Genomic DNA, 12,123 nt, shown 5'->3' with positions numbered 1-12,123 from the left:
AAAAGTTCGAGGATTATCTTCGAACTTTTTACATTTGTAGGAGTCACCATACGTAAAATAATGGAAAAAATTGCCGTATTCCCAGGGTCTTTTGACCCTTTTACAGTTGGACATGAGTCTATTGTGCTTCGAGGCCTAAAACTTTTCGATAAAATAGTTGTAGCCGTAGGTCAGAATACAAGTAAAAACAACCTATTTTCATTTGATCAACGGATGAGAATGCTTCAGGATATTTTTCAAGATGAACCCCGTGTTGAAATTGTAACCTTTGAAGGATTAACCGTCGATTTTTGCAAAAAAATCAACGCGAAGTTTATTCTTCGAGGCTTAAGGACTTCGGCCGATTTTGAATTTGAAAGAGCAATAGGTCAGGTCAACAAAATGCTAAACAACGAATTAGAGACTGTATTCCTACTTACATCTACCAATCACACGCCTATCACCTCCACCATCGTTCGTGAAATTATCAAAAACGAAGGAGATGTTAGTCAGCTGGTTCCAACTGCTCTAGACATAAAAAAATACCTAAAAGAGTAATGCTTAAAATAATTTTTCTTGGAGGATTGACACTCCTCTCGGCTATAGGTTATGCGCAAAAAACTAGAGTTGAAGGTAGTGCCGCTACCTATGCAGGCGACAGCCTCTTCTTTAAAACCTACAGCGACTATATCACCTATAGCGAAGAAAGCCTTAGCAGAATAAAAGTTGATTCGAAAGGAACCTTCAGCACTACGCTTAAGGTTGTTGAGCCAACCTTCGTTTTTGTTGGGTTAGGAGCACAACGTGGCTATTTTTTTGCGGAACCTGGCAAAAGCTACACCCTCATCTTACCTCCTAAAATCCCCAAAACCGAAGAGGATCGCCTAAACCCATTTTTCAAGGAGGAAAGCATACAGTTAGGAATTGCAAACTGCCCGAAAAATGACATCAACTACCTAACGGCTATCTTCGACGATAACTTTAACCAAGAGTTTAGTGCAATAGCCCAAGAAATTTATAAGAAGAAAGGGAAAGCAACTCCAGACACCTCGATCTATAGCCTCGACACAATAGGTAGAAAAGAAAACAACCCCTATTTTAATGCCTACAAAAAATACCGATTCGGGCTCATTCAACATCTAACCATGATGTATAAATCGAAGAGGATTTCGGATAAGTACTTTAGCCAAAAGCCAATACTATACCAAAATCCGTCGTACATGGAACTATTTAACCAGATATACGATAGATACTTCCTCTTTTTTAACAATCCTTCTAAAGAAGACAATGTAGGCTCTAGCATTGGGGCTGCAAGCCTAACCCGATTGAAAAAAGTATTAGCAAAGGACAGCATCTTAAGGGATAACAAGCTCCAAGAGTTAGTTATCCTGAAGGGAATTCATGACGGATTTTACGAAGACAACTTCTCTCGCAAAAACCTACTAATCCTACTCGATTCGCTTTACTTTTCATCAACAATTCCTGAACATAAGTACATTGCAACCAACATAAGAGACAAGGTAATACAACTTCTACCAGGCTACTTCCCTCCTATGCTTAAGCTGTACGATGTTGAAGGAAAAGCAGTATCACTAGATCAATTTAAAGGCAAATTCATTTATCTGAATTTTTGCTCTATCAACAGCTACACCTGCCTACAAGATTTTGCATTACTGCAGAAAATTCACGAAAAGTACGGAAACAAAGTAGAGATTATATCCATCTCCACTGACCCAGACATAGAAGACCTAAAATATTTTGTAAAAAACAAGCCTTACAAGTGGAAGTTTGTCCATTATGGCACCAACCCCGACATTATTACAAGATATGACGTCAGAGCCTACCCGACCTACTTTCTTATCAACCCAGAAGGAAAAATGGAGGTATCACCAGCACCATCTCCTCGAGAAAAACTAGAGATCCTACTCATAAATCAGCTAAAAAATAAGGACATGCTATAAAAAGAAAGCCAGATTTTATTCTGGCTTTCTTTTTATGGTTACGAAATCCTTTTGTTAAATCATTTACTCTCCAATCTTCTCATTTTCGAACATTCAATTGCCTAAAGACATCTCTAATAGTTTCGTAAGTATTTTGCAAATATTGGTCAACTTCATTTTTATCTACCCATACTGCCTCAACTATATCTTCCGCAATTTGAGGGACTAACGGTTCTACTCCTTCATACCGCATTTGATACCAATAGGTTTTCTTTAAAACACTCACATTTTTAAAAAAATACACATGATACGTAGTGGTAATAGAATCTTCCAATATCACGTTAGAAATACCGCACTCCTCCTCCACCTCTCGAACTGCGGCAACTTCAACCGTCTCCTTTTTCTCAACTTTTCCCTTAGGAAGATCCCATTTTTCAAGGCGATTAATCATTAATATCTCGCCCTTACCATTAAAAACGACGCCACCAGCGGCGTCAATTCTTTTAAAACTACCAGAAAAAGCCTCAAACAAAGCCTTCTTGTCGGCACTTTTTAAAATTAGCGCCTCCTTGCTTGGACTTTCTTCAAAGTATTTTATAAGATTTGGAATATCTTTGTAGTCGGTTACAGTAATTTGCTCCACGCTACAGTCCTGCGTGCAATCATCTAGATCTGTAATCCCTATAAAGCGATTATTAAAATAAATTTTCTTCATAATGACAAGCGTTGAAAAAGAAATCGCCCAGAGTTTACTCAAAATCAAGGCGGTAAAATTAAGCCCCAACGAGCCCTTCACTTGGGCTTCTGGCTGGAATTCGCCAATATACTGCGACAACAGGGTTACCCTTTCATACCCAACTATCCGCAAGCAAATTTACCAATCTTTCGCGCAACTTATCAACGAAAAGTATCCCGAGGCAGAACTTATTGCAGGGGTTGCCACTGGTGCTATTGCTCACGGGGTGCTCGTTGCCGAAGAAATGCAAAAACCATTCATCTATGTTCGCTCTGCGCCCAAAGGGCATGGGCTAGGTAATCAAATTGAAGGACAGTACAGCAAAGGGCAAAAGGTAGTAGTCATAGAAGACCTTATTTCTACAGGAGGAAGCAGCCTAAGCGCAGTAGAAGCTCTTAAAGAAGCAGGCGTTGAGGTACTCGGAATGGTTGCCATTTTTACCTACGGATTCGCCACCGCAGAAGCAAACTTCCAAAAGGCAAATCTTAAAGTAGATACCTTAAGCTGCTACAACGCGCTTATTGACGCCGCACTAGAATCGAATTATATCCAAGATAAAGATTTAAACGACCTAAAGGAGTGGCGAACAGCCCCCGATAAATGGAGAAAGTAAGAAAAAAATGACAGAGATTGAAAGCAAAGTTGTTTCGATAAGAAATTCGGCCGAGGTCGTTTTTCGGACCCTCTCGGATTTCAGAAACTTCAACCAGATGGCAACCATGGTTCCAGATGGCCAGCTAACCGACTGGACCGCCGACGAGGACTCCTGCCACTTTAAAATTAAAGGGTTTGATGTTGGACTAAAATTTGTAGAAAAAGAGCCTTTCAAAACACTAAAAATTACAGGTGATGGGAAAGTCCCCTTTGAATTTTTCTTCTGGATCCAGCTCAAAGAGGTAGCCCCATACGACCTCCGTATGAAGCTAACAGTTCATGCCGATTTAAACTTCATGATGAAAATGATGCTAAAAGGCAAGTTACAAACAGGCATCGACCAAATGGCCGATCAAATTGCAATGGCCTTTAGCCGATAGCCTAAATAATAAACGAAACTTCTTTGAAGGCGAACGATCTAAGTTCGCCTTCTTCCGTTTCTAGAATGAGCTCACCGGTATGCTCTATCGAACTAATTTTTGCTTTAAACGGAATGCCGTCAACCTCAAACTCGTAAAAACCGTCCTTTCGGAAAAGAGTTGCAAAGTAAAATTCATCAATTTCCGATTTCAGACCCTTTTTTAACCGCTCATACCAGCCATTCATGCACCTGAGCACTGCATGAAGCACTTCATTTCTATCCAACTCCTCTCCCAACAAATTTACTAGCGAAGTTGGATTAGGAGCGTCACTTCTAAAAATTCTCTGATTAACATTTAAGCCAACCCCCCAAATGCTATGCGAGTGAGAGATCCCCATCAGCCCATTTTCAATTAAAATACCGGCAATTTTGAGATCTCCAACATAAATATCGTTAGGCCACTTTATTCGCGCCTCGACATTCAAACCAAGAAGAGCTTCAGTAACCCCATTTGCAACAACCTTTGAAAGGTAAAAGTGATCATATATCTCCAAGAAAGAAGGGTAAGCTAACACCGAGAATGTAAGATTTTTCCCTGCTTCACTTTCCCAAAAGTTTCCTCGTTGTCCTCTGCCCTTCGATTGATAATCAGCGACAAAGGTTATTCCTTCAGCCACTTTTCCTGCTAAAGCATTTGTTGCTAAAGAGTTGGTCGACTCGGTAATCGGGTTGTAAACTACCTCACATCCGATTACACTATTGTCCATATTGGTAAAATAACTAGCCATATAACATATTTGGTCGAACAAAAGTATTAAACTTTATTTTGTTTTTTTTTGTTTCTTTGTCGATTAATGGGGGTATAGTACGATGCCCTCAGGCATTTTTAAATTATAAATCAGTACATTTGTAAGTTAAAATAAATAAGAAGGTTGTTTAATGGTAAAAAGCCCTATAGCCAATCACACTACCCGCGATTTAGTGAATGCTATCATAGAAGCCGCAGATGACAAAAAGGCAGATTCTATTGTCTGCCTTGATCTAAAAGAGTTGGAAAATGCAGTTTGCCAGTATTTCATTGTTTGCAATGCCAACTCTACAACACAAGTTGGCGCAATTGCCGACGGAGTTCATGACAAAGTGTTCGAAAAACTTGGAGAAACACCATGGCATAGCGAAGGGTACGAAAATTGCTTATGGGTATTGCTGGATTACGGAGATGTCGTTCTTCACGTTTTCCAGACCGAACAGCGAGATTTTTATAAACTAGAAGAGCTTTGGGCAGATGCCAAAAGGGTAAGCTATGAACAAAACTAGGAAAACAATAGAAAAAGAGACCACGGCTTTACTACCCATATTTGGTAGATTCAAGGCGTTTTTTGACACCGATGACAAAGACAACATGAGTAACAACAGCAAATCGGGAGGTAACAGCAAGCTACCTCGTCCTAAATTTAGTATTTACTGGATTTACGCCATAATTGCGCTAGCATTTGTTGGGCTAAACCTATTTTACAGCGGAGGTGGTCCAATAGAAACCAACTTTCAAAAAGTAAAAATCCAGATGCTCGCCAAAGGCGATGTCGAAAAAATGGTAATCGTTAGCAATCAGCGTAGAGTTGATGTTTACCTAAAAAAAGATCGAATTGCCAACTACAAAAAGGACTTTGAATCCACAAATTCCTACAAGTCGCCCTCAAAAGCAGGCCCGCAATTCTACTTCTCAATTGGATCTCCAGACGAGTTCCAAAAGAGTTTGGACGAGTACCAAAAAACATTACCAGCTGATAAGCAAGTTACCATAACATTCGACAACAGTAAAAACTGGACTGGCGATGTCATTTCTATCCTCCTGTACGTTGGATTAATTGTTCTGGTATGGATTTTCCTTTTCAGACGCATGTCCAAGGGTGCTGGCGGTGGTGGTGGAAACATCTTCAGCGTAGGAAAATCGAGAGCACAACTTTTTGATAAAGAAAACCATGTAAGAGTTAATTTCAACGATGTTGCTGGCCTAGATGAAGCGAAAGTTGAAATCATGGAAATTGTCGATTTCCTAAAGAACCCTCAAAAGTATACCGAACTGGGAGGAAAGATTCCTAAAGGAGCTCTGCTTGTAGGACCTCCTGGTACAGGAAAAACATTGCTGGCTAAAGCAGTTGCTGGCGAGGCAAACGTACCATTCTTCTCTCTTTCGGGTTCCGACTTTGTGGAAATGTTCGTAGGTGTAGGAGCGTCACGTGTTCGCGATCTGTTTAAGCAAGCAAAGGAAAAGGCTCCATGTATCGTTTTTATTGACGAAATTGATGCGATTGGACGTGCTAGAGGTAAAAATGCCAACTTTTCAGGAAATGATGAGCGCGAGAATACGCTAAATCAACTTCTAACTGAAATGGATGGTTTTGGCACAAATGTCGGTGTAATTATCCTTGCTGCAACTAACCGTGCAGATATTTTAGACAGGGCGCTACTTCGTGCAGGTCGTTTTGACAGGCAGATCTACGTAGAACTCCCAGATCTTAATGGGCGCGAGGAGATTTTTAAGGTACACCTTCGCCCGCTAAAGCTCGATGCCAAATTAGACACCAGCTTTCTAGCAAAGCAAACGCCTGGATTTTCAGGTGCAGATATCGCCAACGTATGCAATGAGGCAGCGTTAATTGCAGCTCGCAAAAACAAGGCGCAGGTAGACAAACAAGACTTTCTCGATGCCGTTGATCGCATCATCGGAGGACTCGAAAAAAAGAACAAGATAATTTCTCAGGATGAGAAAAAAACCATCGCCTACCACGAAGCAGGCCATGCAACGGTATCTTGGCTTCTAGAATATGCCAACCCTCTTCTCAAGGTAACCATTGTTCCTCGAGGACGTGCTTTGGGTGCTGCATGGTACTTACCAGAAGAGCGACAAATTACCACGACCGAGCAAATAATGGACGAACTGTCGGCCACCTTAGGAGGTAGAGCTTCTGAAGAGATCGTATTTGGAAAAATATCAACAGGTGCCCTTAACGACCTTGAAAGAGTAACCAAACAAGCATACGCAATGGTTACCTACTACGGAATGAACAAGGAACTAGGCAACATCAGCTTCTACGACTCGTCGGGACAAAATGAATACGCCTTAGCAAAGCCATATAGCGAAAAAACCGCAGAGCTCATAGATTCCGAAGCAAAGCACATTATAGAAGTTGCTTATGTCAAGGCAAAAGAGGTTCTAGAACAAAATAGAGAAGGCTTGAATAAACTTGCCGAACTCCTTCTTGAAAAAGAGGTAATATTTAGCGAAGACCTCGAAAACATCTTTGGCAAAAGAAAAGGAGCCAAAGAAATCCTAAGCGTAAAGCCTGCAGAAGAAAGCAAGCCTGCAGAGTTAGCAGAAGGAACTTCAAGTGTAGAAGAATCAAAAGAAGAGTAACATAACTGGTGATATGGCTTTAGCCATATCACCTCTTTTCGTTCTTTACCTTTAGAAAGATAATGTTGAACAGCAAAATAATAGTTAACCGTTTTGAAAATTAACAACCTTACAACAAGAACCCTAAGTGGGGCTGTTTTTGTAGCAATTTTGGTTTCAGGAATAATAATAGGGTACGAAACTTACCTTCTTCTCATGCTTATAATCATTGGGTTAACGCTCAATGAATTTTTCAATATAGTAAAGAAGAGTGGCGTTGCACCCAACTTTTCATTGGGACTAATCGCAGGCCTTGGGACCTTCATCTCCTTCTTCGTATTTGCATTCGGAGGGTATCAGGATGTGGTATACCTAGCCTTCCCGCTTCTTATTTACATTGGGATATTTATTTCCGAACTATTTAGAAATAAATCCAACCCCTTTACCAACGTTGCGATGACTCTGCTGGGGGTATTCTATATTGCAATCCCCTTTTCCATTCTTAATTTTTTGGTTTTCCTTCAGTTCTCCAACTTAGATGGCGTTATTTTTGACTACTACTACATACTAGCGCTTTTTATTCTAGTTTGGACCAACGATACCTTCGCCTACCTTACAGGGATGGCCATTGGTAAACACAAATTTTTCGAACGAATTTCGCCCAAAAAGACCTGGGAAGGAATTATTGGAGGAATTGTTTTTACGGCTGGAATGAGCGTAGCGCTATTCTACTTATACCCTCACGTTGCGCCACTTGGAAAATTAGGCTTTTCTGGATTAACTTTGCAAGTATGGGTTGGACTTGGCGTAGTTGTTTCTATATTTGCAGACCTTGGAGATTTGGTAGAATCTATGCTTAAAAGAAGTTTAGGCATTAAAGATTCTGGTAACATTATCCCAGGACATGGTGGAATGCTCGATCGATTTGATGCAATTTTATTAGCTGCACCCGCCGCGTTTGTTTATCTTATGTTTATGTTTAACCAATTATAGCCGTAGTATATGCGCATTCACAAAGAGGGACATTCAATGCTGCTTAAGACGCTAATTTTAGTAGTCGTGGCCTTGGTTCTGCTCTACTTTTTTACTCCTATCTACGTATACGGAGCGGGAATAGTAGTTTTTTCTCTGCTATACCTATTTTTACTTCGCTTCTTCCGCTTCCCAAACCGTCCACAACTAACCGATGATGGCGTTGTGTATGCTCCTGCTGACGGAACGGTTGTTGTTATTGAGAAGACTTTTGAGGGCGAATACTTCAAGGATGAAAGAATACAGGTTTCGATTTTCATGTCCGTTTGGAATGTGCACATCAACTGGTATCCCATCAAAGGTGTTGTTGATTACTTCAGACATCACCATGGCAAGTTTTTGGTTGCTTGGCATCCTAAATCATCTACCGAGAATGAAAGAACAACCGTCGTGCTAAACAACGGCAAGTCGCAGATCCTTCTCCGTCAGATTGCTGGATTTCTTGCTCGCCGCATCGTTTGTTATGCAAAAGAGGGCGAAAAGATTGAGCAAAACCAACAAATGGGCTTCATCAAATTTGGCTCACGTGTCGATCTTTTCTTCCCCATTGGGACTGAAATAAACGTAGAGTTAAACCAAAAGACAACAGGCGGCCAAACGGTTATTGCAAAGTTGAAGTAACGTTTAAACGCATAAAAAGTAAGGGAGAGCAATCTCCCTTTTTTTATGCTCCCTGAAATAGTTAGCTCCTTAGACGGTTAATTCGTATATTTGTACAAAACTACTCACGATGAATAAACTTGCGAGGTATATCCTAATTGCTGCCGTAGCATCTATCATCATCTTTTTACTTTGGTACTTTAAAGCAATTGTTGCCTACGTACTTATTGCTGCAGTCCTATCCATCATTGGAAAGCCGCTCGTAAACTTACTAATGAAGATTAAGCTCGGGAAATTCAAAATTCCTAAATGGCTTTGTGCAGGAGCAACCCTCGCGCTAATATGGCTCGTTGTCGTCATCTTTTTTAAAACGTTCATTCCCCTTCTTGTCGAAGAAGCCAACAAGCTATCGAATTTGGATGTCTCCTCACTTATCGAGGAGTTCCAGCCAACTTTAAAAAGTTTCCAAGACGGACTTGCCAGATACCTTCCCGATGCAAAAAACTTGAATCTAGAGCAATCACTAACCGATCAGGTTAAATCGGTAGTAAGCATTGGCTCCATTTCGAGCATTTTTAGCGGATTTACAGGGTTTGTTGGTAGCGTTTTTATAGCCATTTTCTCCATATCCTTCATCACCTTCTTTTTCCTTAAAGACGAAAGCCTATTTTTCGAGGGAGTTATTCTTGTTTTCCCCACCAAGTACGAGGAAAATGTAACTCGTGCCCTAAATGCCGTATCGCAGCTGCTGATGCGCTACTTTATTGGAATTGTAACAGAATCGTTTTTAATAATGATTCTCGTTACGCTAGGATTAAGAATTATTGGCGTTCCGATGAGCCAAGGGTTGGTTATTGGATTAATCGCAGGAGTACTCAATGTTGTTCCCTACATTGGTCCTCTTATAGGAACCTTTGTTGGGATATTCCTCGTTATTACCACCAACATCGATGTATTTACAATGGCCGAGATGGTACACCATATCATCTACATTGCCATTGTTTTCTCAATCGTCCACCTTATCGACAACATCGTCTTCCAACCGCTTATATACTCTAACAGCGTACACGCGCATCCGCTCGAAATTTTTATTGTAATTCTTATTGCGGGAAGCATTGCTGGTGTTTTGGGAATGCTCCTTGCCATTCCGACATATACGGTATTGCGTGTTTTTGCAAAAGAATTTTTCAATAACTTTAGGGTCGTCCAGAAGCTTACAGAAAACATTTAACAACCTAAAAAGAGAACAATGAAAAAGCTGCTATTCATACTATTAAGCATTGCTATGTTTGCATGCTCTAAAGAGGAAAAATCTGATTTAACAGTTACGATTACAAAACCTTCTGACAACTACAGTTTCGCGATTACAAATGGAACAGCTCCATTTACCCTAAATGTTTTCAGTAAAAGTGGCAGCCCTGTTTTTGAGGAGAAGTTTGAAAAAACACCCTTCGAATGGAATGGAGAAACTACCGATGGGAATAAGCTAGCAGCAGGAATGTACACCTTCGTTCTTAAAGATAACACAGGAAAATCAAAAGACGGAATAATCTACATCGTTTCTGATAAATAAAAGAAAGCCCTACAAAAGGGCTTTCTTTATTTTTTTTATAGCGGCTGATATTTCACCAGAAGAGCTACACAACTCTCCCGACTTTGCCACTGGTATTCCTTTCGAATCGTAGTGATGGCTAACAAATATCACCTCCAACTCAGGGTATTCGTTTCTAATAGAATCTACCAACTCCAACGACGACAGCGTGTAGTCAACTAGATTGTACGCTCCACTTTTCAGTTTTCCTTCCAAAAAGCAATTTACTTCAGCAGCTACCGATTCTGCGTCGGTAATATTTACTACAGCATCGCCACTTCCAAAAATATCCAGCTTATCGCCAATTGCAGCCCTAAACACCAACGAGTTTATGCGCGATGAGGCCATCCGCGAAGGAACAACTCCACACAAATCGCCAAGTCGTAGGATTACGGCCCTTTCCTGCTTAACCAATCGCATCACATGCTCTTCCGCTCTTAGCAACGACCACTCGTAGGGCGACGCTGGGTTTGGCTTAAGATCATCCGCATTGTTTACCGTTCCAAATATTGCAATGCTACTTACCATTAGCAGCTTCGAAGCCTTACTGCGTTCAAAAGCAGCAACAACCTCGGCAGTTCCCCAGCAGTTTACCTGATCGAACTGATGAGGGTCGGCTGCCAGCTTTATATTTGCCGAATGCACAACCACATCTGCCCCTAAACAAGCAGCATCTAAGCTCCGACCATCCAAAATATCCCCCAAAACAACTCTAACTTTGCTTTTTCCTTCGAAGGATGAAAATAAATAGTCGAAAGAGCCGCTCGAAAGATTATCGTAGGCTACAACCTCGTGTACATTTCTATTTTTTGCCAGCTCCACAACAAGCAATGAGCCAACAAAACCTGCTGCGCCTGTAATTACTACCTTCACCTACTTTCCTCCTTGTTTATTAAAGTGGTATTAAGCCCACACTCCGTCTTCTTTAACCCAAACCATCTCGAATTCCGCTCGTCATCATCAAAACGAGGCTTATGCGTGCAGGGTTCACATCCAATACTCGAGTAACCCAACATATCCAGCGGATGGCGTGGCAGATTATTCTCCCTTATGTACCTATAAATATCCTGCTTCGTCCAATCTAGCATTGGATGAAAGCGTACAAAGTTGCTCCGTACCTGCTCTATATCCTTAAACGACTTCCGTACGTCGGTTTGATCGGCTCGCACCCCATTTATCCAAACATCGTGCTTAGCAATCACCGGTTCCAGCGGCTGCACCTTGTTCAAAAAGCAGCAATGATCCGGATCGCTGGCAAAGAAGAACCTTCCCATACGATCCTTCTGCTCTGCTTTCGTCACAACTGGCGTTGTATCCAGAATATTCAGTTGCAACCTATCCGCAATCTCATTTTTATAAGCAACCGTCTCTGCAAACAGGAAGCCTGTATTAATAAAGTAAACCGGAATCGTACTATCTATTTGGCTAATGATATGCAACAACGGAATGCTGTGCGTCTGAAATGATGATGTTGCAAACATCTTCTTTCCCGCCTCCGAAAATTCGCGAATCGTGCGCTCTATTTTATCAATCGTCATAAAAAATCGTTCGAGGTTCAAAGATACGACAAATTTAACATCTTAAATTTTGTCGATCTGCGGCTAGCGATAGCAGCAGTGGCTCGCGAAGGCTTACAAGCCTCCCTTTTACAGCCATTTGTTGTTAAGAAAAAAGAAGACGCTACTATTGTTTAGATCCAATCTAGAGAAACTTTTTCATTCGCCAGCCTGCGAAATGCTTTACGAATTCTCCGCTAAATATTTAGCCCGTCCCCTACTCCCTTTTGCATCCGAAAATTTTTATACAAAAATTTATTCCTTCATAAAACAAACA

14 protein-coding genes are annotated in these 12,123 nt (G+C 41.0%); 10 read left to right on the top strand and 4 right to left on the bottom strand.

Annotation, left to right across the window (positions count from 1 at the left end; genetic code table 11):
• The first annotated feature begins 60 nt into the window (after nt 1–60).
• On the top strand, nt 61–537 hold the full coding sequence (gene coaD, locus L990_RS09425) for a pantetheine-phosphate adenylyltransferase (protein ID WP_047448014.1): 477 nt from the start codon (nt 61–63) through the stop codon (nt 535–537).
• Entirely contained in the window at nt 537–1,940 is a 1,404-nt protein-coding gene (locus L990_RS09420) for a TlpA family protein disulfide reductase (RefSeq protein WP_047448012.1), read from the top strand. The genes coaD and L990_RS09420 overlap by 1 nt, the downstream gene beginning before the upstream one ends.
• A 79-nt stretch (nt 1,941–2,019) precedes the next feature.
• Here L990_RS09420 and L990_RS09415 read toward each other — a convergent pair whose 3' ends face one another.
• Nucleotides 2,020–2,634 carry an NUDIX hydrolase gene (locus tag L990_RS09415; RefSeq protein ID WP_052180883.1) on the bottom strand — a complete coding sequence of 205 codons (615 nt, stop codon included), beginning with the start codon at nt 2,632–2,634 and terminating at the stop codon, nt 2,020–2,022.
• A 1-nt stretch (nt 2,635) separates the two neighbouring features.
• On the opposite strand from L990_RS09415, the gene pyrE reads away from it, so the two are divergent.
• Both pyrE and L990_RS09405 read left to right on the top strand, forming a co-directional pair.
• Nucleotides 2,636–3,268, top strand: coding sequence for an orotate phosphoribosyltransferase (pyrE, locus tag L990_RS09410; RefSeq protein ID WP_047448010.1), 633 nt, complete (start codon nt 2,636–2,638; stop codon nt 3,266–3,268).
• A 7-nt stretch (nt 3,269–3,275) separates the two neighbouring features.
• Entirely contained in the window at nt 3,276–3,689 is a 414-nt protein-coding gene (locus L990_RS09405) for a hypothetical protein (protein ID WP_047448008.1), read from the top strand.
• Nucleotide 3,690: 1 nt separating this feature from the next.
• Here the strand turns inward: L990_RS09405 and L990_RS09400 are convergent, their stop codons facing one another.
• Nucleotides 3,691–4,458: a biotin--[acetyl-CoA-carboxylase] ligase gene (locus L990_RS09400; protein ID WP_052180882.1), complete on the bottom strand. Its 768-nt coding sequence runs from the start codon at nt 4,456–4,458 to the stop codon at nt 3,691–3,693.
• Between the two features lie 151 nt (nt 4,459–4,609).
• Between L990_RS09400 and rsfS the strand changes: the two genes are divergently transcribed.
• From rsfS to L990_RS09370, 6 genes are all read left to right on the top strand, one after another.
• Nucleotides 4,610–4,987, top strand: coding sequence for a ribosome silencing factor (rsfS, locus tag L990_RS09395; RefSeq protein WP_052180881.1), 378 nt, complete (start codon nt 4,610–4,612; stop codon nt 4,985–4,987).
• Nucleotides 4,988–5,072: 85 nt separating this feature from the next.
• Nucleotides 5,073–7,088: an ATP-dependent zinc metalloprotease FtsH gene (gene ftsH / locus L990_RS09390; protein WP_052180893.1), complete on the top strand. Its 2,016-nt coding sequence runs from the start codon at nt 5,073–5,075 to the stop codon at nt 7,086–7,088.
• 93 nt (nt 7,089–7,181) lie between these two features.
• Nucleotides 7,182–8,060, top strand: coding sequence for a phosphatidate cytidylyltransferase (locus L990_RS09385; RefSeq protein WP_047448007.1), 879 nt, complete (start codon nt 7,182–7,184; stop codon nt 8,058–8,060).
• A gap of 9 nt (nt 8,061–8,069) precedes the next feature.
• A complete protein-coding gene (locus tag L990_RS09380; RefSeq protein ID WP_047448005.1) occupies nt 8,070–8,720 on the top strand; it encodes a phosphatidylserine decarboxylase family protein in 651 nt (216 codons plus the stop codon).
• A gap of 109 nt (nt 8,721–8,829) precedes the next feature.
• Nucleotides 8,830–9,930 (top strand): AI-2E family transporter, encoded by a 1,101-nt coding sequence (locus tag L990_RS09375; RefSeq protein ID WP_047448003.1) that lies wholly within the window; start codon nt 8,830–8,832, stop codon nt 9,928–9,930.
• An 18-nt stretch (nt 9,931–9,948) separates the two neighbouring features.
• Nucleotides 9,949–10,272 carry a gliding motility-associated C-terminal domain-containing protein gene (locus L990_RS09370; RefSeq protein ID WP_047448001.1) on the top strand — a complete coding sequence of 108 codons (324 nt, stop codon included), beginning with the start codon at nt 9,949–9,951 and terminating at the stop codon, nt 10,270–10,272.
• A 9-nt stretch (nt 10,273–10,281) separates the two neighbouring features.
• Here L990_RS09370 and L990_RS09365 read toward each other — a convergent pair whose 3' ends face one another.
• Together L990_RS09365 and L990_RS09360 are read right to left on the bottom strand one after the other, a co-directional pair.
• On the bottom strand, nt 10,282–11,163 hold the full coding sequence (locus L990_RS09365; RefSeq protein WP_047447999.1) for an NAD-dependent epimerase/dehydratase family protein: 882 nt from the start codon (nt 11,161–11,163) through the stop codon (nt 10,282–10,284).
• Entirely contained in the window at nt 11,160–11,828 is a 669-nt protein-coding gene (locus L990_RS09360; RefSeq protein ID WP_047447997.1) for a phosphoadenylyl-sulfate reductase, read from the bottom strand. Before L990_RS09360 ends, L990_RS09365 begins: the two co-directional genes overlap by 4 nt.
• Nucleotides 11,829–12,123 lie beyond the last annotated feature (295 nt).

The sequence above is a fragment of the Alistipes sp. ZOR0009 genome, from assembly GCF_000798815.1.
In the GTDB taxonomy this organism is placed as follows: Bacteria; Bacteroidota; Bacteroidia; order Bacteroidales; family ZOR0009; genus Acetobacteroides.
The sequence above is the reverse complement of the archived record's forward strand: the minus strand, read 5'-3'. Positions and strand labels throughout refer to the sequence as shown.